Genomic DNA, 26,125 nt, shown 5'->3' with positions numbered 1-26,125 from the left:
AGATTCAGGTCAGGCCGAGTCGAAAACGATGGCTTTCGAGAACCGGAGCGGAGCGTACTCAAAGTACGTGAGCACCGGAAGCGCAGGAAGCCGTCGTTTGCAGGCCGGCATCACCTGAATATCAACACACCTTAAAGGAGCTGCCCGAGAAACTCCTGAACCGCATGTCCCGGCCGGAAATTGCCGATGCGCTTGATTTCCCATTGCAGCCGGATACCGGAATTCTCCAGCACCCGCGTGCGCACCGTCTCGCCGAGATATTCTAGGTCGTAGCCGGTCGCGGTTCCCGTGTTGATCATGAAGTTGCAATGCATCGGCGACATCTGGGCGCCGCCGATCATCAGGCCGCGGCAGCCCGCTCTGTCGATCTCCTTCCAGGCCGACGTGCCTTCCGGATTCTTGAAGGTCGAGCCGCCGGTCTTCTCGCGGATCGGCTGCACGGTCTCGCGATGGCTCTGCACGGCCTCCATCGCCGCCTTGATCGCCGCTCTGTCCTCGGCAAAGCCCTCGAACACGGCCGAGGTGAAGATCAGCCCGGCAGGCGCCGCCGAATGGCGATAGGCGTAACCCATATCGGCATTGCTCAGCGTCTGCACATTGCCCTTGCGGTCGAGCGCTCGCACTTCGACGACCCGCTCGCGCGTCTCGACGCCGTTGGCGCCTGCGTTCATCCGCAGCGCACCGCCGATTGCACCCGGAATGCCGTGGTAGAAATGAAAGCCGCCAATGCCGGCCTCGAGCGCCACCGCTGCGACGCGCTTATCGGGGGTCGCGGCTCCCGCCTTGATCCTGATCGGCGAAATCACCTCGGCCTCGCCGAAGCCCTTGGCCGAAAGGCGGATGACAAAGCCCTCGATGCCGCCATCGCGGACCAGAAGGTTCGAGCCGACGCCGACGACGGTCAGTGGTATCTCTTCGGGAACGGCTTTCAGGAACACCGCAAGATCTTCCTCGTCGGCCGGCTGGAACAGCACCTCAGCCAGACCCCCTGCACGGAACCAGGTGATCTTGTCCATCTCGGCGTTCGGCGTCAGGCGGCCGCGCAGGCCGGCAAGCCGGTCGCCCAGTCTGTCGATCAGGGCCTGGCCGTGCATCATGAGACGGTCCCGCCAAGCTCCTTGGGCAATGCATAGGCCCATTGGGTGATGTTGCCGGCGCCCAGGAAGACGACGAAGTCACCCGGCTTTGCCAGATCACGGATGACGGGCGCGATCGCCGCCGGACCCTCGATGTAGCGTGCGTCGCGATGGCCGCCGGCGCGGATGCGCGACACCAGCGCGTCCGAGCTGACGCCGTCGATCGGCTCTTCGCCGGCCGCGTAGACCGGCGCCACCATCACTGTGTCGGCGTCGTTGAAGCAGGTGGAAAACTCGTTGAACAGATCATGCAGCCGGGTGAAGCGATGCGGCTGGGCAATGGCGATGACGCGACCTTGGGTGGCGCTGCGCGCCGCCTTCAGCACCGCCGAGATCTCGACCGGATGGTGGCCGTAATCGTCGAATATTTCGACGCCGTCCCACGAACCGGTATGGGTGAAGCGGCGCTTGACGCCGGCGAAGGACGACAGGCCCTTCTTGATCGCCTCGGCCGACAGGCCGAGCTCATGCGCGACCGCGATCGCTGCCGTCGCGTTGGAGACGTTGTGGCGGCCGGGCATCGGCAGGCGCAGGCCTGCTATGACAGTCTGACCGCCTGTCTTGCGGTCGCGGATCACCACGTCGAATTCCGAAATGGCACCTGCCATGCGGTGATTGGTAAAGCGCACGTCGGCCTGCGCATTCTCGCCATAGGTGATGACCCGGCGGTCCTCGATGCGGCTGACCAGTGCCTGCACCTCGGGGTGGTCGGTGCACATCACGCCAAAACCGTAGAACGGCACGTTCTCGACGAACTGGCGGAACGCCTCGCGCACCTTGTCGAAGCTGCCATAGTGATCGAGATGCTCGGGATCGATGTTGGTGACGACCGCGATCTCCGCCGGTAGTTTCAGGAAAGTGCCGTCGCTCTCGTCGGCCTCGACCACCATCCATTCGCCGTCGCCCATGCGCGCATTGGTGCCATAGGCATTGATGATGCCGCCATTGATGACGGTCGGATCGAGCCCGCCGGCATCGAGCAAGGTCGCCACCATCGAGGTCGTCGTCGTCTTGCCATGCGTGCCGCCGATCGCCACCGCCTGGCGAAAGCGCATCAGTTCGGCCAGCATTTCGGCCCGGCGCACGATCGGCAGCAGCTTTTCGCGCGCGGCCTTTAGCTCTGGATTGGATTTCTTGATCGCCGTCGAGACGACCACCACCTCGGCATCACCGAGATTTTCGGCCCTATGGCCGACGAAGCATTCGATGCCCTTGTCGCGCAGCCGCTGCACATTGGCGCTTTCGGCCTGGTCGGACCCTTGCACCTTGTAGCCGAGATTGTGCAGCACTTCGGCAATGCCGCTCATGCCGATGCCGCCAATGCCGATGAAATGCACAAGGCCGATGGTCTGCGGCATCTTCATGCTTGCGTCCTCTTCCTGAAATCCGAAACGGTTTTTTTGGACGCAATAGCCTCTGTAAGATCAGCGAGCAACCGTGCCGCGTCCGGCCTCCCGGCCGATTTCGCACCCGCCGCCATCGCCGTCAGCCGATCGGGGTCTTCCATCAGCTCGCCGATGAGCGCTGCGATGCGTTCGGACGAGAGCGAGGATTGCGGATGCACTTCGCCGCCGCCGGCAGCGGCAAGGGCCGCCGCGTTCGCCGCCTGGTCGTGATCGAGCGCATAGGGGTAAGGCACCAGCAACGCCGGCCGGCCGATGACGGCGATCTCCGAGACGGTCGAGGCGCCGGAGCGCGAGATCACCAGGTGCGCAGCCGCCATGCGCTGCGCCATGTCGGTGAAGAAGGGCGAGACCTCGACGGCGACGCCAAGCGCGGCATAGGCTGCCTTGACCCGCGCCACGTCATCCGCGCGCGCTTGTTGGGTGATCACCAGCCGCTTGCGCTGTGCGTCGGAAAGCAGCGCGATGGCTCCCGGCACGGCATCGGAAAAGAACTGGGCGCCCTGGCTGCCGCCGAACACCAGCAGGCGGAACGGCTGTTCCCCGGTCGATGCCGCATAATTCATCCTGGCCGCTTCCAGCACGGCCGGCCTGACCGGATTGCCTGTCGTCACCGTCTTCACACCGGCAGCACTGGTGTCCTGCGGCAGGAAGCCGCCGGCGATGGCATCGACACGGCCGGCCAGCGCCCGGTTGGCGCGCCCCATCACCGCGTTCTGCTCATGGATCAGCGTCGGCACCTTGCGCCGTGTCGCCGCGTAGAGCGGCGGCAAGGTTGGATAGCCGCCGAAGCCGACGACGGCATCCGGCTTAATCCTGCCGATGACGGCGGAAGCCTGGCGCACGCCGCGCCAGATTTTCCAGAAGGCACCAAGCAGGGCAAAAGGGTTTTTCGAGCCCATCGTCGCCGACTGGATCGGGTGGACGGCGGCGGCCGGAAAATGGCCGGCGAAACGCTCCGCACGGTCGTCGGTCGCCAGATGCACCGACCAGCCGCGCTCGTTCAACTCATGCGCCAGCGCCTCGGCCGGGAAAAGATGCCCACCGGTGCCGCCTGCCGCGAGAAGGATGACGCCTCTGGCCATATCACTCCGCCGGCACGGCGCGTTGCGACAGGCCAAAGCCCACCTGCTTGCGCTTTTCCGGCCGCTTGCGTGTCAGCGCCAGCACCATGCCCATCGAGATGGCGATGGCGATCTGCGAGGAGCCGCCATAGGAGATGAACGGCAGCGTCATGCCCTTGGCCGGCACGAGCTGGAGGTTGACGCACATGTTGATGACCGCCTGCAGGCCGAACACGGTGACGAGACCGCCGACCGCGTAGCGGGTGAAATCGTCATGCTCCTTCAGCGCCGTGTTGAGGCCGCGCAGAACGATGAAGGCGAAGATCGACATGATGAAGAAGCACATGATCAGCCCGAACTCTTCGCCCGCGACCGAGAAGACGAAGTCGGCATGGCTGTCGGGGATGACGCGCTTGACGGTGCCCTCGCCCGGTCCGACTCCGAACCAGCCGCCATTGATCAGCGCTTCGCGCCCCATGTCGACCTGGAACGTGTCGCCCTCGCCGGTGAGGAACTTGTCGATACGCAGGGCAACGTGCGGGAACACCGTATAGGCGGCAAAGACGCCGCCGACGCCGGCCGCACCCAGCGCGACGATCCACAGCCAGGGCAGCCCGGCCATGAAGAACATGATGCCCCAGGTGCCGGTCGTCAGCATGGTCTGGCCGAGGTCCGGTTGTGCCACCAGCAGCGACACGACCAGCACCAGCAGCAGCATGGCGAACAGATTGCCCGGAATATCGGGCTGGCGCTTGTGCTCGGCGAAAAGCCACGCGCACATGATGACGAAGGCCGGCTTCAGGAATTCCGACGGCTGGATCGACAGGCCGGCAAGCGACACCCAGCGGCGCGCACCCTTCACCTCGACGCCGATGTAGAGCACCGCCACCATCAGCACCAGCATCAGGCACAGGATGACCAGCGCCATGCGCCGGATCTGCCTGGAATCGAGGAAGGAAACTGCCAGCATCACACCGAGCGCCGGCACGGTGAAGATGATCTGCCTGGTGGCAAAGTGGAAACTGTCGAGGCCGATGCGTTCGGCCACCGCCGGACTGGCGGCGAAGGACAAGACGATGCCGAGCCCCATCAGCGACAGGAACGCCGCGAGGAACCAGCGATCGATCGTCCACCACCAGGTTGCCACCGGGCTTTTGTCGAGACGGCTTTGCATTATCGTGCCCCTCCGATGGGTTTCACACCCTCGATAGCATCCGCAGCTTGCCTGAAGGCTTCGCCGCGGACTTCGAAATTCTTGAACTGGTCGAAACTGGCGCAGGCCGGCGACAGCAGCACCACCGCCTCGCCGCTGTCGTCCTTAGCGGCATCATGCGCGGCGTGCTCGACCGCGGCGGCCAGCGTGCCTGAGATCTCGTAGGGAACTGCCTCGCCCAGCGTCGCCGAAAAGGCCGGCGCCGCCTCGCCAATCAGATAGGCCTTGGCGATGCGCGGAAAGAAGCCGCGCAACGGCTCGATGCCGCCTTCCTTGGGCAGGCCGCCGGCGATCCAGTAGATGCGCGTAAAGCTGGATAGCGCGGGTGCTGCCGCATCGGCATTGGTCGCCTTGGAATCGTTGATGAACAGCACATGGTCCTTGCGGCCGACCTGCTCCATGCGGTGAGCGAGGCCGGGAAAGCTTTCCAGCCCCGACTGGATTTCGCCAAGCTCCAGTCCGACCTTGAGGCAAGCGGCGACCGCCGCCAGCGCGTTCTGGGCATTGTGCTGGCCGCGCAGCGAGCCGATGCCTTCGAGGAAGGCGACGCGGCTGTAACGGCCGTGCACCGCTTCCATCAGATTGGTGCCATCGGCGAAATAGCCGTCCGTCAGTGGCAGGCGCTTGGAAATGCGGGTGACATGCCGCCCCGCCCGCTCCAGCCGCTCGGCGATCTGCGCGCACCAGGAATCGTCGATGCCGACGATCGCCGTCTCGCTGCCGGCCACCAGCCGCTCCTTGATCGCGGCGTAGTGCTGCATGGTGCCGTGGCGGTCGAGATGATCGGGCGTCAGGTTAAGCAGGATGCCCGCCGTCGGATTGATCGAGGGCGCGAGGTCGATCTGGTAAGACGAGCATTCGACCACATAGTGCCGATCGGGCTCGGGCGGATCGAGCGTCATCACCGCGCGGCCGATATTGCCGCCCATCTGGGTATCGCGTCCCGCGGCCTTCAGGATATGCGCGGTCAGCGCGGTGGTCGTCGACTTGCCGTTGGTGCCGGTGATGGCGATGAAAGGCGAATTTGGCGCGCTCAGCGTCCGCTCGCGGCAGAAAAGCTCGATGTCGCCGATGATCTCGACGCCTGAACCGCGCGCCAGCTCCACCGTCCAATGCGGCTTGGGATGCGTCAGCGGGACGCCCGGCGACAGCACGAAAGCCGAGAATTTCGCCCAGTCGGCGCCGCGCAAATCAGCGGTCGCAATACCGGCAATAGCGGCCTTGGCAACGCTTTCGGGATTGTCGTCCCAGGCCAGCACGTCCGCGCCGCCCTCGATCAGCGCGCGCGCCGTCGCAATCCCCGAGCCACCGAGCCCGAAGAGGGAAACGCGCTTGCCTGAAAAGGATGCGGCGGGGATCAAAGGGCTTCCTATCTCAGCTTGAGGGTCGACAGGCCGACCAGCGCCAGGATGACGGCGATGATCCAGAAGCGGATCACCACCTGGCTTTCGGTCCAGCCGAGCTTTTCGAAATGATGGTGGATCGGCGCCATCAGGAACACCCGCTTGCCGGTCATCTTGAAGTAGCCGACCTGGATGATGACTGACAGGATTTCCACGACGAACAATCCGCCGACGATGACCAGCACGATCTCGTGCTTGGTGGCGACCGCGACGGTGCCGATCAGGCCACCCATGGCCAGCGAGCCGGTATCGCCCATGAAGATCGCCGCAGGCGGCGCGTTGAACCAGAGGAAGCCGAGGCCGGCGCCGATGACAGCGCCGAGCACGACCGCCAGTTCACCGGTGCCGGGCACGAAATGGATCTGTAGATATTCAGCGAATACCGCATTGCCCGAGAGATAGGCGATGACGCCGAAGGAGGCCGCCGCGATCATGATCGGCACGATCGCCAGCCCGTCCAGACCGTCGGTGAGGTTCACAGCATTGCCTGCTCCGACGATGACGAAGCAGGAGAACGGAATGAAGAACCAGCCGAGATTGACGATGAATTCCTTGGCGAAGGGAAACGTCAGCGACGAAGAGAACGGCGCCTGGCCATTGTGCATGATCACCCAGGCGGCGATGCCGGCGATGACGAATTCAAGCGCCAGCCTTGCCTTGCCGGAAAAGCCGAGATGCGACTGCTTGGTCACCTTCAGATAGTCGTCGTAGAAGCCGATCGAGCCGAAGCCCAGCGTCACCAGCAGCACCACCCAGACATAGATGCTCGACAGGTTGGCCCACAAAAGCGACGAGCCGATAATGCCCGACAGGATCATCAGTCCGCCCATGGTCGGCGTGCCGGCCTTCTTGAAATGCGTCTGCGGTCCGTCGGCGCGGATCGGCTGGCCCTTGCCTTGCCGCAGCCGCAGCGAATTGATGATGGTCGGCCCGAAGATGAAGACGATCAGCGCCGACGTGATCAGCGCCCCGCCGGTGCGGAAGGTGATGTAGCGGAAGACATTGAAGACCGAGACCTTGTCCGCAAAATCGACGAGCAGTGTAAACATGCGCTTTTCGTCCCCCGACCTAGGTCTGTTTTCTGGCTGTCGATTCAGCCGGGAATTTGCCCAGCAGCGCATCGACCAGTTTTGCAAAGCCGATGCCCTTCGACGATTTGATCATCACCACGTCGCCCGGCTTGAGCGCGGCAAGCAGCACCGGCTTCAACTCCTCGACACCGGCGCGGTATTCCGTCTTGATCTCAGCCGGCAGCGCTTCTGCCAGCACCCGCATTTCCGGGCCGCCGAGAAAGACGGTCTGCGTGCCCGAGCTGACGATGAGATCGGCAAGGGCTGCATGCAGCTTGGCCGAGTGGTCGCCAAGTTCGAGCATGTCGCCGAGCACGGCGATGCGGCGGCCCTCGCCCGTCACAGGCGTCGCGTTGAGCAATGCCATGGCAGCAGCCATCGATGCCGGATTGGCGTTGTAGCTTTCGTCGATCAGCGTGATCAGTCCACCTGGGTAGCTCGAAGTCGAGCCGCCGGGATGGCGCAGCACATGGCGCTTGCCGCGCCCGCGTTCGGCCGAAAGATCGGCCAGTGCTGAAGCCACCTTGTCGAGATCGGCGCCGACCAGATGCGCCGCACCCAGCACCGCCAGCACGTTCTGCACCATATGGCGGCCGGGCGCGCCGATCCGCGCCGCCACTTCGTGGCCGCCGATCCTGGCGATGATGTCGGAATGATCCGCATGCAGTTCGCATTTGGTGAGCTTGAAGGTAGAGCGCGCATTCTCGCCGAAGCCGTAGACGTGCTCGACACCGGCGGCATGGGCCATCTTGTCGAGCAGCTTGAAGCGCGCATCATCGCGGTTGAGGATGGCGGCCCCCTCGGGCTCCAGCCCTTCGAAAATCTCGGCCTTGGCCTTGGCAATCTCGTCGAGATTGCGGAAAAAGCCGAGATGCGCCGCCGCGATCATGGTGACGATGGCGACATGCGGCCTCACCATTTTTACCAGCGGCCGGATTTCGTCGGGATGGTTCATGCCGATCTCGAATACGGCATAGTCGCAATCATCAGGCATGCGCGCCAAGGTCAGCGGCACGCCCCAGTGATTGTTGAAGGACTGCGCCGAGGCGTGCACCTTGCCGACGGCTTGCAGCACATGGCGCAGCGCTTCCTTGGTCGTGGTCTTGCCGGCCGAACCGGTCACAGCGATGATTTTCGCGCTCGAGCGGGCGCGCGACGCAACTCCAAGCTTTTCCAGTGCGACCAGCACGTCCTCGACGACGATAATCGGCGCCGTCAGCCGGCCGAGCGACGGCAGCTTGCCTTCGGCCACCACCAGCACGCCGGCGCCGGCCTTGATGGCGGCGGTGGCGAAATCATGGCCGTCCATCGCCTCGCCCTTGATGGCGAAGAAGGCGTCGCCCGGCTGCAGGCTGCGGCTGTCGATCGAAATGCCGGAAATGCCTTCCGGCATCGGCCCCAACGGCCGCCCGTCCATGGCGGCAACCAGCGCCTCGCAGGTCCACAGCAAGCTCATGCGGCACGCTCCGTAAGTGCCGCGCGAACTTCCTCGTGATCGGAGAAATGCAAGGTTTCGGAGCCGATCGTCTGGCCTTCCTCGTGGCCCTTGCCGGCCACGATCAGCGTGTCGCCGGCATGCAGCATGGCGACCGCCTCGTGGATCGCCTGGCGCCGGTCGCCGATCTCGATGGCGCCGGGGGCGGCGGCCAAAATAGCGGCGCGGATCGTTTCCGGCACTTCGGAGCGCGGATTGTCGTCGGTGACGATGACAACATCTGCAAGCCGCGTCGCAATCTCGCCCATGATCGGTCTTTTTCCCCGGTCGCGGTCGCCGCCGCAGCCGAACACGACGATGACGCGGCCGGTCGTGAATGGGCGCACCGAGGCCAGCACGTTTTCCAGCGCGTCGGGCTTGTGGGCATAATCGACATAGACCGGCGCGCCATTGCCGGTGGTGCCGACGAGGTCGAGCCGGCCCGGCGCGCCCTTCAATTTCTCCAACGCCAGCAAGGCCTTGGCGACAGGTGTTCCCGTGGAAATGGCAAGACCCGCCGAAACCAGCGCGTTCGAAATCTGGAAATCACCGGCCAGCGGCAGGTCGATCTCGTAGAGCATGCCATCGGCCTCGACCTCGGCCCGCTGGCGATGGCGTTCATGCTCAACCCGCTTCAGCCTGAGGAAATCGCCATGGCGGCCAACCGTCAGCACTTCGAGCCTGGCGGCCCGCGCCGCCTGAAAAGTCGGTGCCGACCATGGATCGTCGGCGAAGATGACGGCCGGTGCGCCTTTCGGCAGCAGCGCGTCGAACAGGCGCAATTTGGCGCGGTGATAGTCCTCGATGGTCGGATGATAGTCCATATGGTCGCGGCCGAGATTGGTGAAGCCGCCGGCCGCCAGCCTCACGCCGTCGAGACGGCGCTGGTCGAGCCCATGGCTGGAGGCTTCCATCGAGGCGTGGGTGACGCCGGCATCCGCCAATTCCCGCAGCAATTGATGCAGGGCGACTGGATCGGGCGTCGTCAGCGAGCCATAGTCGTTGCGCCCAGGCGCCACTACGCCAGTGGTGCCGATCGAAGCGGCGGCATAACCGGACTGCTCCCAGATCTGCCTGGTGAAAGCCGCGACCGAAGTCTTGCCGCTGGTGCCGGTCACCGCGACCATTATCTCAGGCTGCTTGCCGAAATAGCGGGCCGCACTCAGCGCCAACGCCAGGCGCGGATCGTCGACTGCCAATACCGGGACCGACAGCCCGGCAACGGTGCTGCCCTTGCCCGCTACGATCGCGGCCGCACCGCGCGCGGCGGCGTCGGCGGCATAAACGGCACCGTCGGCCTTGGTTCCCGCGAGCGCAAAGAAGACAACACCCGCTTTTACCTGGCGGGAATCCGAAGAAATCCCTGTAACCTCCAGATCGACGGAAGCTATTCCCTCGACGGGCAGGATACCGGCTAGATCTCTGAGCTTCATCGAGTCCCGTTCACCGCAACAAAATAGCGCGCTGTTGCCGGCGCGCCCTAAGAATCACTGATAGGAAACCAGCGTTGCACCATTTTCATGGCTGAAATCTGGCTTCACGCCAAGCATGGCAGCTGAACGCCTGATGATATTGCCGGCCATAACCCCCGCATTTGCGGCCGCGACATCCGTCATGCCCGGCTTTTCAGGGTGCGGGGCATCGGCAATGGTAAACACCAGATACTGCGGATCGTCCATCGGGAAGGCGGCGACGAAAGTGTTGAAATTCAAGTCCTTGGAGTAGCGGCCATTGACGACCTTCTCGGCCGTTCCGGTCTTGCCACCAACGCGGTAGCCGGGGACTCTGGCGTTTCGGGCAGAGCCCTTCTCGGCATTGAGCGAATAGAGGTAGCGCATGCCTTCGACGGTCTTTTCGCTCACCACTTTCTTGGCGGTGGCCATCGCTTCCGCCTGCGTACGTACCAAAAAGGTAGGGTTCATCAGGAAGCCGCCATTCATCAACGCGGCGCAGCCCACAGCCGCTTGCAGCGGCGTCGTCGACACGCCATGGCCGAAGGCGATGGTGAATGAATTCACCTGTTTCCAGACCTTCGGTTCAGTCGGACGGGCAGTCTCCGGCAATTCGGTCTGCATCCTGTCCAGAAGGCCAAGGCGATGCAGGAATTCGCGATGGCCCTCGATGCCGACCATCTCGGCTTCCCTGGCCGATCCGATGTTGGACGAATAGAGGAACACCTCCGGCAACGACAGCACACGGTTCTTGCCGTGGAAATCGTGAATGGCCTGATGGCCGACCCGGATTGGATGCGAAGCATCGAAGCGGCTCGCCATCGTCGCCTTGCCGGAATCGAGCGCCATGGCTGAGGTGAAGCTCTTGAAGGTCGAGCCCATCTCGTAGAGGCCCGCCGACATGCGATTCAGCCGGTCCTTGTCCTGTGCATTGTAGGGATTGTTCGGATCGAAATCCGGCACCGAGGCCATGGCCACCACTTCGCCGGTCTTGACGTTGAGCACGACGGCGCCGGCGCCCATGGCACGATAGCGCTCCAGGCCGGCGGCGATCTCGTCGCGCACCACATGCTGCACGCGCAGATCGATCGAAAGCTTTACCGGCTTGAGATCCTTGGCAATGGCAAGGCCCGATGCCTGCAGGTCGCTCAAGCCTTGCTCGTCGACATATTTCTCCATTCCGGAGATGCCCTGGTTGTCGATGTTGGTGAGGCCGACAATGTAGGACGAGGTCTCGCCGCTCGGATAGAAGCGGCGCTTTTCGGTACGGAAGCCGAAACCGGGAATGCCGAGCTGCATGATGTCGGACTGTTGCTTGGGCGTCAGCTGCCGCTGCAGCCAGACGAAACCGGCGCCGCTCTTCAGCTTATGGTAGGTCTGCTCATAGTCGATGTCCGGAAGCACCGTCGACAGCTTCTCGATCGCCTCGTCGGCGTCGACAATGCGGCGCGGTTCTGCAAACAGCGACGCCGTCTTGATATCCGTGGCCAGCACTTCGCCGTTGCGGTCGACGATGTCGGGCCGCGATGCCGTCACCCGGCTCTGCGGACCGCCCGACATGTCGGGGGTCTGGAAGCCGAGATAGACCAGCCGCCCTGATATGGTCGAGAAGATACCGAAGAACACCGCCATCGTCATGACGATGCGCGTCCTGCCCTTGCCGCCGGTCGCCTTGCGGGCGCCCTCGACGACGATCGATCCATCTTCACTCGTCCTGGCGCGACGCTTCAGCAGTTTGCCGATCATTGGGCGATGCCTCCGGTCACGACGGGATCCTTACTGTCCGAAGGCGCTTGGTCGGAATTGTCGGCCATACCACCCTGGCGTCCGTTCAGGATGTCCTGGATGTCCAGGGATTTGGCCGGCAGGTCGCCGATGCCGCTTATCTGGCGGGCGCTGACCGGCTCGAGTTCGAGCTGCGACTTGTAGAGTTCAGCCAGCTTCTGCAGCCGCGACGGCTGGGTAAGCAGGCTCCAGTCGGCTTTGAGCAGGTCGATCGTATCCTCCTCATAGCGTATCTGCGCATGGATCTTCTGCACCGCGGCCAATTGTTCCTCGGCCTCGCGCTTGGCCTTGTAGGTAAGGGCCGCGACCGCAACCATGACGGCGATCAGGACAATGTCGCTGGTACGAAACACTTAGCTACCTCTCCCCCGGCCGGCCTGTGCCGGGAAGTGTTGGGCCGGGAAGCTTTGGAAGGCCGAAAATCGAAAAATCGCTGCTGCGCGCCGACGCATCCGTGCGGATTGCCGCGCGCAGCCTGGCCGAACGGGCGCGCGGATTGGCCGCCACCTCGGCGTCGCCGGCAGTCACTCCGCCGCCCGCCTTGCGAAACGTCGCGGTGCGGGCATGCGCCTCGGGCAAATGCCGCGAGCCGGTCGCAACATCGGCCCGGTCGGCGATGAAACGCTTGACGATGCGGTCTTCCAGCGAATGGAAGGTGACCACGGCGAGCCGTCCGCCCGGCTTCAGCGCGCGTTCGGCCGCGAACAGGGCCTTGGCCAGTTCGCCAAGCTCGTCATTGACGAAGATGCGCAGCGCCTGGAAGACGCGCGTCGCCGGATGGATCTTGTCCTTCGGCGCCCGGCCGATATGCGTCTCGATGGCGTCGGCCAGCTCCAGCGTGCGCTCGAACGGGCGCTTTTCGCGGCGAGCCTCGATCATGCGGGCAATGCGTCCGGCGTGGCGCTCCTCGCCGAGGAAGCCGAAGATACGGGCAAGGTCGCCTGGCTTGAAGGAATTGACCACGTCGGCGGCACTCAAACCAGCCTGCGCCATGCGCATGTCGAGCGGCCCGTCGGCGCGGAACGAAAACCCGCGCTCCGCCTGGTCGAGCTGCATCGAGGACACGCCAATGTCGAGCACGACGCCCTCGGCGCTCTCGACACGTTCGTCCAGCGTTGAGAACGGCGCCTGCACCAGCCGCAGCCGGCCGCCCGACTGCGCTTCCAGATCGCGCCCGGCCGCAATGGCATCCGGATCGCGGTCGATCGCCACCACGGAAGCGCCCATCGCCAGAATAGCCCTGGTGTAGCCGCCGGCGCCGAACGTGCCATCGATGATGAGGTCGCCCTGCGCCGGCGCCAGTGCTTCAAGCACTTCGGCAAGGAGGACCGGAATGTGGCGGGCCGATCCGCCAACGGCGTGCCCATCGACGGCGTGAGGAAGGTCATCGCCGTGGCCTGCCGTCATTCCGGTCGCTCCCCAGGCTTCGTCCCCTGCCGAAGCTGCAAAAGCCGTGCCCGCGCCTGCGCCCCATAGGCGGCAAGCCGTCCCGGCTCCCAGATCTGAAAGAAATTGCCGCGCCCGACAAAGGCCACTTCCGCCGAAATGCCGGTGTGTTCGCGAAGGAAATCGCTCATCGTGATGCGGCCGTCCTGGTCGAGTTTCAAGAAGGTTCCGTCGCCATGGCAGAAGAACGACATATCGTCCGCCGTCTGCAGGAAAGGATCCTCGAGCGCGATGCGCTGCTCGTAGCGGTCGAGCAGATCGAGCCCGCCGACATCCATCGCCGGCAGATCCAGGCAGCGCAGCGCATAGAGTTCCGAATAGCCGCGCTTCTGCACGACCGCACGGAAATGCGCGGGAACGGACACCCGTCCCTTCGCATCGATCCTGCTCACCGTGTTTGACAGAAACCGGTCCATTAAACGCTACAGCCGCTTGCGCCGCCGCACCCCTCTCCATCTTGTCGCCCGCGCCGCCGCGGCGCGTTCCCTGCCCCGTATCAGCCTCGTCTGCACGGGCAAAAACCGGCAAACGCGCAGCCGCCGCGGCTGCCCGATTGGCGTACGCTTTACCCTGACACGGAACGAAGGCTTTGATGTCTAGATGGGATATCATGGGGCACTATGGGCGTCAACGGGATTAGGCTTCACAAACACGCGCGCCGCGACCAATGAGAGCAGCCTCGCCGACACGTCTCGTCTTTATGGTCTATTAAGCCTAACGAACCGTTTAGAGCCGCCTGGCCCAACCGGACGCGCCTTGCCGAGCGCCGCTGCCGGGCATAGCGTCTCGCCACATCTCGTCGGTCGCAAACAGGGTTGGAAATTCGATGTCCGAAACTGCAAAGTCACGCGCTGCAGCGCTTCCTCACCTGCGTCGCAGCGGGCTTGCCATGGGCGATTCCATTCCCCTGCCACTGACCATGGCCGCCATCTTTCATGCGCCCGGCGACGCCACCGGTTTCAACCAGTACGGGCGATTCAGCAACCCGACCTGGGACGCGGTCGAACATATGCTGGCCCATCTGGAGGACGCGCCTTGCGTCGCCTTCCCTTCAGGAATGGCGGCAATCTCGGCGGCGTTTTTTGCCGTGCTCAAGACTGGCGACCGTATCCTGCTGCCATCGGACGGCTACCACACGACAAGAGCGCTGGCCGATCGCTTCCTCAAGCCGCTCGGCATCGTCTACGATGTCAGGCCTACCTCGACCTTCCTCGACGGCGGCTTCGATGGCTATCGCCTCGCCTTTGTCGAAACCCCTGCCAATCCGGGGCTGGATATCTGCGATATCGCCGCCGTTGCCGATGCTGTTCACAAAGCCGGCGCGATCCTTGTGGTCGACAACACGACTATGACACCCTTCGGCCAGCGGCCGCTCGACCATGGCGCCGATATCGTCGTTGCCGCCGACACCAAGGCACCCAACGGCCATTCAGATGTGCTGTTCGGCCATGTCGCCAGCCGCAATGCCGAGATCATCGCCGCCGTGACCGGCTGGCGCGAAGTTTCCGGCAGCATTCCCGGACCATTCGAAGCCTGGCTGGTGCATCGCGGCCTGGAGACACTGGATGTGCGCTTCGATCGCATGTGTTCCTCGGCGGAAGTCATCGCGCGGCGGCTGCAGGGCCACCGGGCAATCAGCGGCCTGCGTTATCCCGGACTGGAAGGCGATCCGTCGCACAACCTTGCCCGTGCCCAGATGGAGCGCTTCGGCTTTCTGATCTCTTTCGAGCTCGCCTCGGAGGACAAGGCCGAGGATTTCATCAACAATTGCGCCTTGATGCAGGCCGCGACATCCTTCGGCGGCGTCCACACCTCCGCCGAGCGGCGCTTGAAGCGAGGCGATGCCGTTGCCGCCGGCTTCGTTCGCCTCTCGGTCGGCTGCGAGCCGGTGGAAGAGCTCTGTAAGGCAATCGAGACGTCGCTGGACAAGATCGGCGGCTGACCGGACCGATCACGGGCCGAGATCGTCGGCTTCTATGTTGCGATGGCCGTGCAGTACACGAATGATCTCGATCGCGTCGTCACCTACACGATACAAGGTGAGATAGTCGCCAACGAGCAGATGACGGATGCCGGGCGCGATGTCATCGCGCGGCGCGCCGGAGAAGGGATAGGTCTCCAGTTGCTGCCACCGTGCCTCGATGCGATCGAGCAACCTATCCGCTGCGACCTCGCTATCGCGTGCAACATGAAGCCAGATCGCGATCAAATCGTCTTCTGCGCGCGCGTTCCGGACGATGAATAGCGAATTCATGCTGCGTCGTCAGATCGCAAGCGCCTCCGCGCCTCGGCCTTGATTTCATCCATCGACGCAAATCGTCCCGGCCCGCTGTCTATCCCTTCCTGCACCAGCTTGCGCAACTCATCGAGCGTATAGCCGAAGAGATCGCGCCGATCCTTCCATTGCCGCAGCGCATCGCGGATCACTTCGCTGGCGGAGGCATATTCGCCGGCGGCGACGACATCATCCACCGCCTGCGCCAGTTCCGGCGACAGCGTGATGCTGCGTTTGTCGACCTGTCCCATGAGAGGCTCCCGATACCATTTCCCGATCACGGTACGATTTAATCGCACCGGTTTCAAGCAATGGCCGACTCTCGCTCGCACGGATGAACGGCCGGGCAGGCTTGAATCAACAGGCGCGCCCGAGGGCGCAACCTGCTGAATTCAAGAGACTTCTCTTGATATCGGGGGAGAGAAATTGCCAGCTGGCCTGTAAGCCGGGTTCTGTATGGCCCCCGCCCCTTGCGGGGCGAGAACGTGGCGGCCATTCATCTTGGGCGCATGTTGCCATGCGCCTCACGCAACCTACCCGGACGGTGAGCCGGAAACAGCCCTCGAGGGTTTCCCCTCGCACCGCCCCTATTCGGTCTTGCTCCCGGTGGGGTTTGCCGTGCCGCTCCTGTTGCCAGTCGCGCGGTGGGCTCTTACCCCACCCTTTCACCCTTGCCCCGAATCCGGCAAGCCGGATCGTGGCGGTTTGCTTTCTGTGGCACTTTCCCTGGGGTCGCCCCCGCCGGCCATTAACCGGCACCGTGTTTCCATGGAGCCCGGACTTTCCTCACCCGCGGCCTTTCGGCGTTTGCGGGTGCGGCCGCCCAGCCAGCTGGCAGAGCGTATAAAGGGGTTCACGCCCGAAAACGCAAACGAAAAAGCAGACTTATGCGGGCGACCCAAGCGCAGCCATCTGCACCTTGACCTTGCCGCAATAGGCGGCCGACACCGGGTTCATCCGCGTTGCGGCGTGTCCGGCATTGTATTTCAGAATCGTGCCGCAGGTCGTGCCGCCGCCGAGGCTCCGCGCCATGGCAAGGTATTTCATGCCGTATTTGATGTTGGTGTCGGGATCGAACAGGCCCTTTGCGGAGCCGCTATAGCCCATCATCCGAGCCGTGGCCGGCTTGATCTGCATCAGGCCGATCTCGCCTGCGCCGCCGACGATGTTGGGCCGGTAGTTGCTTTCGATCTGGATGACCGCCGTGGCGAGCGACACCGGCACGCCTTCGATCGCCGCATAGCGGGCAACGATAGCGGAATACTGCCCACTGCTGGCCACCGCCGCCGTCGATGCCGCCGCGTTCTGGACTCCGATCGACGCTGTTCTCGTCATGTCGATGGTCTTTCGGCCACGCTTCGTCTGCTTTCTGGCGGACTTCTTCGGCTTGGACCAGCTTGCTTTTTCCATTTTCGCGGAAGCCCGCTTCGTCTCCGCTTTGGCGGAAGCCCGCTTTGTTGCCTTGGCGTCGTGGCCTGCCTTGCCGCTTTTCGCGGATACCACGGGAAACCCTTGATCGGCCCGCGGGCTGAATGATGCTGCATGCGCCGCACTGAAGGCAAAAGTCATTACACCGGCAGCAAGAGCTGCCGTTAAAACGGTAAATTTCTGCATGTGATCCTGTTCTGTCTGAACCGCGCGAAGATGTTCGCGCAGCAACGCCTAACCAACGTCGGAACAACCCGGGGGGCTTGGGGTCCGACATCTACACGTCAGCCGTTTGACGCCCGAATTGGTGTCAAACAAGGCCAGGCAAGTCACTTTGAGTGACAGCTTGTAACTTAAGGATGGGAAAGAATTGCTTGAGAGAGGCTCTCCCGGGGGTCAGCGCCTCACGGAAGCAAGCAGCCTTTGCAGCGTCCGCAGCGTCGAGCCGTCGGCAACGCCGTCCACCTTGCGCGGCCGGAAATGACGCTGGAAGGCCTCGACCACCGCCTCCGTCTGCCGGTCGAAAATGCCGGATATTTCAACGCCATAGCCGTAGAGGGCCAGCATCGACTGCAGCGCTTCGACATCGCCGCCGGTATCGCCGGTTGTCAGAGTTGCGCCTCGCCTGACGGGCGCGGCCGCCACGAGATGGCCAACACCGGCCTCGAACAGCGTCCGCCACGGAAACTTCTCGCCGGGATCGATCTTGCGCCCCGGCGCAACATCGGAATGCGCGAGTACCCGCTCGGCGGCGATCGAATGCCGACCGGCGATCCCACGGCACAGCGCGATCACCGCATCGATCTGCCGCCGGGGAAAACCGGGATAGCCCAGCGAATGCCCTGGATTGACGATCTCGATGCCGACCGAACAGGAATTGATGTCGGCCCGTCCGAACCACGAACTCTTGCCGGCATGCCAAGCGCGGTCGCTTTCCCTGACCATCTGCACGATATGGCCATTCTCGTGGACGAGATAATGTGACGAGACCTCGCTGGCCGGGTCGCAAAGCCAGGCCTCGGCCCCGGCGCCGGTCGCCATACCGGTGTAGTGCAGCACGATCATGTCAGGCCTGGGCGTCTCGCGCCGCGGGCCGAAATTCGGCGATACCCTGACTTCGGCACGTGGCTCGTCGGGCAGAAAGCCGCTCATGCGTGGCGCAGGCCCCGCTCGATCATCTCGTAGGCAACGTTGATCGCCGCCACCCTGGTGGTCGCGATCTTGATGAATTCCTGAGGCAGGCCGCGCGCGATCAGCCGGTCCGGATGATTGTCGGAAACCAGCTTGCGATAGCGCTTCCTGACCTCTTCGAACGGCTTGCCGCGCTCGATGCCAAGCACGACATAAGGATCCCCGGCGCCCAGGTTGACATGTCGCGCCATGATGGTCTCGTAATGCGCTTCGTCGATGCGGAAAATCTCGGCGATGCGGTGCAGGAAATGGCCTTCGCGCTCGTGCACCAGCCCGTCGGCCTTGGCGATGTGGAACAGACCGTCGAGTATGTCTTCCAGCATCACACAATTGGAATGCCCGGAACCGCACATCTGCGCCATCCGCTCGGCATAGGTCTCGAAACCGGCCACGTCGCGCTGGGCGAGATCGAACAGACGCGCCACATTGCGCGTCTCCTTCGGCGGCACTTCGAATATTTCCTGGAAGGCGCGCACCTCGTCCTGGGTGACGATACCATCGGCCTTGGCCATCTTGGCCGACAGCGCGATCATCGCCACCGAAAAGGCGACACGCCGGCGCAAATCCGCATCGCCGGCGAAAACCGTGCGCACGGCCTCGACCACGTCGGCGACACCCGACGAGGCTGAGGATGAAACGCGGGTGATGAATTCGCCGAGGCGATCCCAAATGGACATGGCCTGCTTCTTAGAGCCACCGCCCGCTCCTATCAAGCCGGGACAGTGCCGCAGGCTTTGCGCGACAAATCGATCGGACTCCAACGCCATGGCGCTCGGACAATATGAGAAAGGCCAGCGCGAGCCGGCCTTTCTCATTCATCACACGAAGTACTGCTTGCTCACTACTGCGCGGGCGCAGGAGCTGGTGTTGCCGGAGCCGGCTCGGCAGGCTTCTCGGGTGTGATGCTCTTCGTGGTAGAATTATCCGTTGCCGGAGGCATCGCGGCCGGCGGCGTGGCTTCCGGAGTAGCCGGCTTCATCGGTTCCTCGGCAGCCGGCGGATTGGTGCTCTGGGTAGTGGTATTGTCCGTACCGCTGTCACTGCAGGCGGCGACGCCAAGCAAGGCCAGAGCGGAAACGGAAGCGAGAATGAGCGTTTTCATTTGTCTCTCCTTCAACACACGCTCACGTTGCCGTGAGCGGTCGAAGGACAAATGCGTCAGACGGCCATGAGTTTCGTAACGTTGCGTTTCGACATGTAACATCGTCTGGTTCATTTGCGATTGCCGCTCAGGCCGTGGCGAACTAACAGAATGTGCCGAACCACCGATCGAACGTAAAAGCGCCAGGGGCTGTCATGACCGAAAAATGGGATTTCTGGATCGACCGCGGCGGCACATTCACCGATGTGATCGGCCGAGATCCGGAAGGCGGGCTGCACCCGCGCAAGCTTCTCTCCGAAAACCCCGAAGCCTATAACGATGCTGCCATCCAGGGCATTCGGGACCTTCTTGGCTTGTCGGCCGGCGACACGATCCCAAGCGGCCTGATCGGCGACATCAAGATGGGCACCACAGTCGCCACCAATGCGCTGCTGGAGCGCAAGGGCGACCGCGTGCTTTTGCTCATCACCAAGGGCTTTCGCGACGCGCTGAAGATCGCCTACCAGGCGCGTCCGGACATCTTCGCCAAGGAGATCATCCTTCCCGAACAGCTCTACGAGCGCGTCGTCGAAATCAACGAGCGCGTGCGCGCCGATGGCCGCGTCGAACAATTGCTCGACATCGCCGCCTGCAGGCCGGCGATCGAACAGGCCAGGGCCGATGGCATCGATGCGGTCGCCATCGTCTTCATGCACGCCTGGAAATACCCCGACCACGAGAAGGCGGTGGCAAAAGTCTGCCGCAAACTTGGTTTCGCCCAAGTCTCGGTCAGCCATGAGGTCTCGCCACTGATCAAGCTGGTCGGCCGCGGCGACACCGCGGTGGTCGACGCCTATCTGTCGCCAATCCTGTCGCGCTACGTGCAAAGGGTGGCGGGAGAGTTGGGCGCGGCGCCGATCTCCCCCCTCGTGGGGGAGATCGGCCAGTCGCCCCGCCTGATGTTCATGATGTCGTCGGGCGGTCTCACCGCCGCCGACATGTTCCAGGGCAAGGATGCGCTGCTGTCAGGACCGGCCGGCGGCGTCGTCGGCATGGTCGAGACAGCCAGGCTCGCCGGCTTCGACAAGGTCATCGGCTTCGACATGGGCGGCACCTCCACCGATGTCGCCCACTATGACGGCGAATACGAACGCGCCTTCGACACCGAGGTCGCCGGCGTGCGCATCCGCGCGCCGATGATGCGCATCCATACCGTCGCCGCCGGCGGCGGCTCGATCCTGCATTACGAGGCCGGTCGCTTCCGGGCCGGACCGGATTCGGCTGGCGCCAATCCCGGCCCGGCAGCCTACCGGCGCGGCGGCCCGCTCGCCGTCACCGACGCCAACGTCATGCTTGGCAAGCTGCAGCCCGATTTCTTTCCGGCTATATTCGGACCCGGCCAGGACGAGCCGCTCGACGTCGAGACGGTGCGAGCAAAATTTGCGGCACTCGCCGCCGAAATCGGCGATGGGCGGTCGCCCGAGACTGTCGCCGAAGGGTTCGTCACCATCGCCGTGGAGAACATAGCCAATGCCATCAAGAAAATCTCCGTGCAGCGCGGCTACGACGTCACCGAGTATCTCCTCAACTGCTTCGGTGGCGCCGGCGGCCAGCACGCTTGCCTAGTCGCCGACGCGCTCGGCATGGAGGCGGTGCTGATCCATCCCTTCTCTGGCCTGCTGTCGGCCTATGGCATCGGCCTGTCCTCGGTCTTTGCCTCGCGCCAGCAAGCGCTGCTGAAACCGCTTGCCGAAGAGTCCAGAACGGAGATCGGCAACCTCATTGCCATTTTGAGAAAAGCCGTTGTGGCCGAACTCGCGGCGCAAGGCATCGGCGAGGATACCGTCGCCACGAAGCCGGTGCTGCACATTCGCTATGATGGCACCGACACGACACTGCCGGTGAATTTCGAGGCGGATTCGATTTTCCAGGCCAGGCGCGATTTTGAAGTCGCCCACAAGGCGCAGTTCGGTTTCGTCTATGACGACAAGCCGATGATCGTCGAGACCGTCGGCGTCGAAGGCACCGACACCGGCGGTACCGGGCGCGACGAAACTGAATCACGAACCGAAGACCTTGCCGTAAACCCTTCGCAAACCCGCGAAATCTTCACCGAGGGAGAGTGGCGCACTTCACCCATCTTCCGCCGCGAAGCGCTGAAACCGGGAAACAGGGTTGCCGGACCTGCCTTGATTATCGAGCCTAACCAGACGATCGTCATCGAGCCGGGCTGGCTGGCCGAAATCACCGCCAGGAACCATGTGCTCCTGCGCCGTGTCGAGAAGAAGCGCCGGCAGGCAGCGCTCGGCACGGAGGCCGATCCGGTCATGCTGGAGGTCTTCAACAACCTGTTCATGTCGATCGCCGAGCAGATGGGCGTGACGCTGCAGAACACCGCCTATTCCGTCAACATCAAGGAAAGGCTGGATTTTTCCTGTGCAGTCTTCGATCGCACCGGCGCACTGGTCGCCAATGCGCCGCACATGCCGGTACATCTCGGCTCGATGGACCGCTCGGTCGAAACCATCATCCGGCTGAATTCCGGCGACATCCACCCCGGCGACGTCTTTGCCCTCAACGCGCCCTACAATGGCGGCACGCATCTGCCCGACATCACCGTGGTGACGCCGGTGTTTTCCCTCCCCCTCGAGGGGAGGGTGGCCGCGCAGCGGCCGGGTGGGGTCCTCTCAGAAGGCACCGCAAGAGCGTCGAACCCGGTCGATCCGATCCCCTCCGGCGGCTTCGCCGCCACCTCCCCCTCGAGTGGGGAGGAAATCCTGTTCTGGGCCGCCTCGCGCGGCCATCATGCCGATATCGGCGGCACGGCACCCGGCTCGATGACGCCGCTCGCCACCACGGTCGACGAGGAAGGCGTGCTGTTCGACAATTTCCGCATCGTCGACCGCGGAAAATTCCGCGAGAAGGAGCTGGAAACGCTGCTCACCGACCACCGCTATCCAGCCCGCAATCCGCACCAGAACATCGCCGACCTCAAGGCGCAGATCGCCGCCAACGAAAAGGGCGTCGCGGAACTGCGCAAGATGGTCGCGCATTTCGGCCTCGATGTCGTCGAGGCCTATATGGGCCATGTCCAGGACAATGCGGCCGAAAGCGTGCGCCGCGTGCTGGAGCGGCTGCCCGACAGTTCGCAGTACGAATACCCGACCGACACCGGCCAAATCATCAAGGTGAAGATCACGGTCGACCGGCAAAAGCGCGAGGCGACCGTTGACTTCACCGGCACATCACCGGTCATGAAGAACAATTTCAACGCGCCGGAACCCGTCGCCCGCGCCGCCGTGCTCTATGCCTTCCGCGTCATGGTCGAGGACATGATCCCGATGAATGCCGGGTGCCTGCGGCCCATCAACATCATCATTCCCGACGGCTGCATGCTGAAACCCGCCTACCCTGCCGCCGTCGTCGCCGGCAATGTCGAGACCTCGCAGCACGTCACCAACGCGCTGTTCGGCGCCATGGGCGCCATGGCCAACGCGCAAGGCACGATGAACAACCTGACCTTCGGCAACAAGACCTACCAATATTACGAGACGATCTGCTCCGGCTCGCCGGCCGGCCAGATGAATTCCGGCCGCGGCTTTGCCGGCACCTCCGGCGTCCACACCCACATGACCAATTCGCGCCTCACCGATCCCGAAGTGCTGGAGCTGCGCTTTCCCGTTCTGCTCGAGGATTTCCACATTCGGGAAGGATCCGGCGGCAAAGGCAAATGGAGCGCCGGCGACGGCACCAGGCGCACCATCCGCTTCCTCGAAAAGATGGAATGCGCGATCCTGTCCTCGCACCGCAACCGCCCGCCGCAAGGGCTGGACGGTGGTGGCGATGGCGAGGTCGGCTCGACCAAGGTCCGCCGCAAGGACGGTGCGATCGACCTGCTAAAAGCCTGCGACCAGACCGTGCTTCAGGCCGGCGACGCCGTCATCCTGACGACGCCGACGCCGGGGGGATTCGGCAAGCTGTAAGAAGGCGTCAACAGGCTGTCACCGGGCTGTCATGCCCCTGCGCTACCCGCTTGCGGCAAAGCAAATGGGGAATCATCTTGCCATGACGGACGTTTCCGCAGATCTGGTTTTTCGCCGCGGCAAGGAAGTTGGAAAGGCCGTCTACCAGAACCGCCCGCTGTCGAAGGCCGGCATTTCGGAGCGGCTGTTCGCCTTCCTGTTCTCCGGCCTCGTCTACCCCCAGATCTGGGAAGACCCCGATGTCGACATGGAGGCGATGCAGCTTGGCCAGGGCCACCGCGTCGTCACCATCGCCTCCGGCGGCTGCAACATTCTGGCCTACCTCACGCGCTCGCCGGCCCGGGTCGACGCCGTCGACCTCAACACCGCGCACATCGCGCTGAACCGCATGAAGCTGGAGGCGGTGCGCCGCCTGCCATCGCAGGGCGACCTGTTCCGCTTCTTCGGCGCCGCCGACACCAGCCACAATTCGAAAGCGTATGACCGTTTCATCGCGCCGCATCTCGATCCTGTCAGCCGTCACTACTGGGAGCGCCGCAACTGGCGCGGTATCAGGCGCATCACTGTGTTCGACCGCAATTTTTACCAGACCGGCCTGCTCGGCCTATTCATCGCCATGGGCCATCGCACGGCAAAATTCTTCGGCGTCGACCCTGCCGGCATCATGCAGGCCAGGAACATCGGCGAGCAGCGCCGCTTCTTCAACGAAGAGTTGGCGCCGGTCTTCGACAACAAGCTTTTGAAATGGGCGACATCGCGCAAGGCTTCGCTGTTCGGCCTCGGCATTCCGCCGGCGCAGTACGATTCGCTGATCACTTCTGGCGACGGCACCATGGCCAGCGTGCTGAAAGCCCGGCTGGAAAAGCTCGCTTGCGATTTTCCGCTTGAGAACAACTACTTCGCCTGGCAGGCCTTCGCCCGGCGCTATCCGAACCCCGGCGAGGCCGCCCTGCCCGCCTATCTCGAAAAACAGAATTACGAGACCATCCGCGGCAATGTCGGCCGCGTCGCCATCCACCACGCCAATCTGATCGAATTCCTCGCCGGCAAGGATGCAGGCTCCGTCGACCGCTTCATCCTGCTCGATGCGCAGGACTGGATGACCGATGATCAGCTCAACGCGCTGTGGGCGGAAATCACTCGCACCGCATCGGCCGGCGCCCGCGTCATCTTCCGCACCGCCGCCGAACCCAGCCTGTTGCCGGGCCGTGTCTCCAGCTCGCTGCTCGACCAGTGGGATTATCGGGACCAGGCTTCGCGCGAATTTTCAGCCCGCGACCGCTCGGCCATCTATGGTGGCTTCCACCTCTACGTGAAGCGCGCGGCATGAGCGCCACCGAGCTGCCTGCCAACCATGCCGAATTGATGGACGGCGTCTACCGCTGGCAGCGCCACATCTACGACCTGACCCGCAAATACTACCTTCTCGGCCGCGACCGGCTGATCGACGGGCTCGACGTGCCTGTCGGTGGTACCGTGCTGGAGCTCGGCTGCGGCACCGGCCGCAACATCATCCTGGCTGCCCGCCGCTACCCCGATGCCCGCTTCTACGGCCTCGATATCTCGGCCGAAATGCTGGAAACGGCCGGAAAGGCGATCGACCGCGAGGGCCTGTCCGGCCGCGTCGTGCTGGCAAGGGGCGATGCCACCGATTTCGATGCCCGTGCACTCTTCGGTGTCGAACGCATCGACCGTGTCTTCGTGTCCTATTCGCTGTCGATGATCCCCGGTTGGGAAAAAACTGTGTCGGCAGCGCTTGCCGCCCTGTCGCCGAACGGTTCGCTGCACATCATCGATTTCGGCCAGCAGGAAGGCCTGCCCGGCTGGTTCCGGACCTTGCTGCGCGGCTGGCTGAAAAAATTCCACGTCGCGCCGCGTGAATCGTTGCGCGAAGTGCTGGAATCGGAATCTCGGCGAACCAGCGCAAGCTTCCGTTTCCGTACGCTTTATCGCGGCTATGCCTGGCTGGCGGTTATCAAGATCACTTCCTGAATATTGCCGTGGGAAAGGCACATAAAGGCGAAGCAGCCACGATCCGTTGGATCAACGTTGCCTTATGACCCCGAGAGCGGTACATCTCACATGCATGGAAGCATGTGGTGATCATCGGCTTCAGGGATGAATGGCTGCGGGCCTCTTCGTGGAAGACACCCATTCTCGCAACATTCCGTCCGATCTCGAAAGCCGTTTGTGCCGCAAGCTCCAGATGATTGACGACGCGATGATCGATCAGGATTTGCGTGTGCCGCCCAGCAATCATTTCGAGAAGCTGCGCGGTATTCTCGAAGGCTTCCATTCAATACGCGTCAACAAGCAATGGCGGCTGATCTTCCGCTGGGACGGCGGCCGCGGTGAGGCGTCGGACATCTATCTCGACGACTACAGCTATAGATGAGGTGAGAACATGTTGATGACCGCACGCAAGCCGGCAACGGTTGGCGAAATTCTCACGGAAGAATTCATGCAGCCGCTTGGCCTGACGCAGGCGGCTTTGGCCGAGGCGATGGGGGTCCAGCGCAAGCATGTGAACGAATTGTGCAACGACCGCCGCAACGTGACAGCGGCGACCGCGCTTATTCTGGCGCGGGTGTTCGGCAACAGCCCGGACTTCTGGTTGAACGTCCAGCGCCGCAGCGATCTTTGGCAGGTCATGAACTCGCCCGACGAGCGGGCGCGAGTTGACCGCGCCAAGCCATTGGCGACAGCTGCATAGCAAGAGTTT

The 26,125-nt window shown here is 63.5% G+C and carries 23 protein-coding genes, 1 other RNA gene and 1 pseudogene; 6 read left to right on the top strand and 19 right to left on the bottom strand.

Annotation, left to right across the window (positions count from 1 at the left end; genetic code table 11):
• Positions 1 to 131: 131 nt before the first annotated feature.
• Genes murB through mraZ form a run of 12 tightly spaced genes read right to left on the bottom strand, consistent with a single transcriptional unit; the run spans position 132 to position 13,861 of the window.
• Complete coding sequence (murB, locus tag EJ079_RS20880; protein WP_127809992.1) at positions 132 to 1,097, bottom strand: UDP-N-acetylmuramate dehydrogenase; 966 nt, start codon at positions 1,095 to 1,097, stop codon at positions 132 to 134.
• On the bottom strand, positions 1,094 to 2,500 hold the full coding sequence (gene murC, locus EJ079_RS20875; protein ID WP_023813140.1) for a UDP-N-acetylmuramate--L-alanine ligase: 1,407 nt from the start codon (positions 2,498 to 2,500) through the stop codon (positions 1,094 to 1,096). Before murC ends, murB begins: the two co-directional genes overlap by 4 nt.
• Positions 2,497 to 3,624 (bottom strand): undecaprenyldiphospho-muramoylpentapeptide beta-N-acetylglucosaminyltransferase, encoded by a 1,128-nt coding sequence (gene murG, locus EJ079_RS20870; protein ID WP_127809991.1) that lies wholly within the window; start codon positions 3,622 to 3,624, stop codon positions 2,497 to 2,499. The genes murC and murG overlap by 4 nt, the downstream gene beginning before the upstream one ends.
• A 1-nt stretch (position 3,625) precedes the next feature.
• Positions 3,626 to 4,777 carry a putative lipid II flippase FtsW gene (gene ftsW, locus EJ079_RS20865; RefSeq protein ID WP_127270939.1) on the bottom strand — a complete coding sequence of 384 codons (1,152 nt, stop codon included), beginning with the start codon at positions 4,775 to 4,777 and terminating at the stop codon, positions 3,626 to 3,628.
• On the bottom strand, positions 4,777 to 6,177 hold the full coding sequence (murD, locus tag EJ079_RS20860; RefSeq protein ID WP_127397483.1) for a UDP-N-acetylmuramoyl-L-alanine--D-glutamate ligase: 1,401 nt from the start codon (positions 6,175 to 6,177) through the stop codon (positions 4,777 to 4,779). Before murD ends, ftsW begins: the two co-directional genes overlap by 1 nt.
• 8 nt (positions 6,178 to 6,185) lie before the next feature.
• Positions 6,186 to 7,268 (bottom strand): phospho-N-acetylmuramoyl-pentapeptide-transferase, encoded by a 1,083-nt coding sequence (mraY, locus tag EJ079_RS20855; RefSeq protein ID WP_013530954.1) that lies wholly within the window; start codon positions 7,266 to 7,268, stop codon positions 6,186 to 6,188.
• Between the two features lie 19 nt (positions 7,269 to 7,287).
• On the bottom strand, positions 7,288 to 8,745 hold the full coding sequence (locus EJ079_RS20850; RefSeq protein ID WP_127809990.1) for a UDP-N-acetylmuramoylalanyl-D-glutamyl-2,6-diaminopimelate--D-alanyl-D-alanine ligase: 1,458 nt from the start codon (positions 8,743 to 8,745) through the stop codon (positions 7,288 to 7,290).
• Entirely contained in the window at positions 8,742 to 10,196 is a 1,455-nt protein-coding gene (locus tag EJ079_RS20845) for a UDP-N-acetylmuramoyl-L-alanyl-D-glutamate--2,6-diaminopimelate ligase (RefSeq protein WP_127399080.1), read from the bottom strand. The genes EJ079_RS20850 and EJ079_RS20845 overlap by 4 nt, the downstream gene beginning before the upstream one ends.
• A 54-nt stretch (positions 10,197 to 10,250) precedes the next feature.
• On the bottom strand, positions 10,251 to 11,960 hold the full coding sequence (locus EJ079_RS20840) for a penicillin-binding protein 2 (protein ID WP_027034944.1): 1,710 nt from the start codon (positions 11,958 to 11,960) through the stop codon (positions 10,251 to 10,253).
• Positions 11,957 to 12,352 carry a hypothetical protein gene (locus tag EJ079_RS20835; protein ID WP_127809989.1) on the bottom strand — a complete coding sequence of 132 codons (396 nt, stop codon included), beginning with the start codon at positions 12,350 to 12,352 and terminating at the stop codon, positions 11,957 to 11,959. Before EJ079_RS20835 ends, EJ079_RS20840 begins: the two co-directional genes overlap by 4 nt.
• Positions 12,353 to 12,356: 4 nt before the next feature.
• A complete protein-coding gene (gene rsmH, locus EJ079_RS20830) occupies positions 12,357 to 13,406 on the bottom strand; it encodes a 16S rRNA (cytosine(1402)-N(4))-methyltransferase RsmH (protein WP_127809988.1) in 1,050 nt (349 codons plus the stop codon).
• A complete protein-coding gene (mraZ, locus tag EJ079_RS20825) occupies positions 13,403 to 13,861 on the bottom strand; it encodes a division/cell wall cluster transcriptional repressor MraZ (RefSeq protein WP_013530948.1) in 459 nt (152 codons plus the stop codon). Before mraZ ends, rsmH begins: the two co-directional genes overlap by 4 nt.
• 410 nt (positions 13,862 to 14,271) lie before the next feature.
• Here mraZ and EJ079_RS20820 point away from each other — a divergent pair, with 410 nt between their 5' ends.
• Positions 14,272 to 15,387 carry a cystathionine gamma-lyase gene (locus EJ079_RS20820; protein ID WP_127809987.1) on the top strand — a complete coding sequence of 372 codons (1,116 nt, stop codon included), beginning with the start codon at positions 14,272 to 14,274 and terminating at the stop codon, positions 15,385 to 15,387.
• Between the two features lie 9 nt (positions 15,388 to 15,396).
• Here EJ079_RS20820 and EJ079_RS20815 read toward each other — a convergent pair whose 3' ends face one another.
• The 7 genes from EJ079_RS20815 to EJ079_RS20785 form a co-directional block, all read right to left on the bottom strand.
• Complete coding sequence (locus tag EJ079_RS20815; protein ID WP_127809986.1) at positions 15,397 to 15,699, bottom strand: type II toxin-antitoxin system RelE/ParE family toxin; 303 nt, start codon at positions 15,697 to 15,699, stop codon at positions 15,397 to 15,399.
• Entirely contained in the window at positions 15,696 to 15,971 is a 276-nt protein-coding gene (locus tag EJ079_RS20810) for a type II toxin-antitoxin system ParD family antitoxin (RefSeq protein ID WP_027034949.1), read from the bottom strand. Before EJ079_RS20810 ends, EJ079_RS20815 begins: the two co-directional genes overlap by 4 nt.
• Positions 15,972 to 16,145: 174 nt before the next feature.
• Positions 16,146 to 16,555, bottom strand: an RNA gene (gene rnpB / locus EJ079_RS20805) — RNase P RNA component class A.
• A gap of 50 nt (positions 16,556 to 16,605) precedes the next feature.
• Positions 16,606 to 17,334, bottom strand: coding sequence for a transglycosylase SLT domain-containing protein (locus EJ079_RS20800; RefSeq protein WP_127809985.1), 729 nt, complete (start codon positions 17,332 to 17,334; stop codon positions 16,606 to 16,608).
• Positions 17,335 to 17,544: 210 nt separating this feature from the next.
• The gene (locus tag EJ079_RS20795) at positions 17,545 to 18,300 is read right to left on the bottom strand and encodes an N-acetylmuramoyl-L-alanine amidase (protein WP_127809984.1); all 756 of its coding nucleotides are present in this window, start codon (positions 18,298 to 18,300) and stop codon (positions 17,545 to 17,547) included.
• Positions 18,297 to 19,016: a DnaJ family molecular chaperone gene (locus EJ079_RS20790; RefSeq protein ID WP_127268668.1), complete on the bottom strand. Its 720-nt coding sequence runs from the start codon at positions 19,014 to 19,016 to the stop codon at positions 18,297 to 18,299. The genes EJ079_RS20795 and EJ079_RS20790 overlap by 4 nt, the downstream gene beginning before the upstream one ends.
• Positions 19,017 to 19,180: 164 nt before the next feature.
• Positions 19,181 to 19,441, bottom strand: a complete 261-nt coding sequence (locus tag EJ079_RS20785) for a hypothetical protein (protein ID WP_127811379.1) — start codon at positions 19,439 to 19,441, stop codon at positions 19,181 to 19,183.
• 194 nt (positions 19,442 to 19,635) lie between these two features.
• Here EJ079_RS20785 and EJ079_RS20780 point away from each other — a divergent pair, with 194 nt between their 5' ends.
• The 5 genes and pseudogenes from EJ079_RS20780 (at position 19,636) to EJ079_RS20760 (ending at position 26,116) form a co-directional block, all read left to right on the top strand.
• Positions 19,636 to 23,403 (top strand): hydantoinase B/oxoprolinase family protein, encoded by a 3,768-nt coding sequence (locus EJ079_RS20780; RefSeq protein WP_127809983.1) that lies wholly within the window; start codon positions 19,636 to 19,638, stop codon positions 23,401 to 23,403.
• A 31-nt stretch (positions 23,404 to 23,434) separates the two neighbouring features.
• The gene (locus tag EJ079_RS20775; protein ID WP_127809982.1) at positions 23,435 to 24,733 is read left to right on the top strand and encodes a DUF3419 family protein; all 1,299 of its coding nucleotides are present in this window, start codon (positions 23,435 to 23,437) and stop codon (positions 24,731 to 24,733) included.
• Entirely contained in the window at positions 24,730 to 25,395 is a 666-nt protein-coding gene (locus tag EJ079_RS20770) for a class I SAM-dependent methyltransferase (RefSeq protein WP_127809981.1), read from the top strand. Before EJ079_RS20775 ends, EJ079_RS20770 begins: the two co-directional genes overlap by 4 nt.
• A 107-nt stretch (positions 25,396 to 25,502) precedes the next feature.
• A pseudogene (locus EJ079_RS20765) lies at positions 25,503 to 25,798 on the top strand (type II toxin-antitoxin system RelE/ParE family toxin).
• A 9-nt stretch (positions 25,799 to 25,807) separates the two neighbouring features.
• The gene (locus EJ079_RS20760) at positions 25,808 to 26,116 is read left to right on the top strand and encodes a HigA family addiction module antitoxin (RefSeq protein ID WP_023813159.1); all 309 of its coding nucleotides are present in this window, start codon (positions 25,808 to 25,810) and stop codon (positions 26,114 to 26,116) included.
• Positions 26,117 to 26,125 lie beyond the last annotated feature (9 nt).

Source organism: Mesorhizobium sp. M7A.F.Ce.TU.012.03.2.1 (assembly GCF_004006095.1).
GTDB lineage: Bacteria > Pseudomonadota > Alphaproteobacteria > Rhizobiales > Rhizobiaceae > Mesorhizobium.
This window is presented reverse-complemented; position numbering and strand designations above follow the sequence as displayed.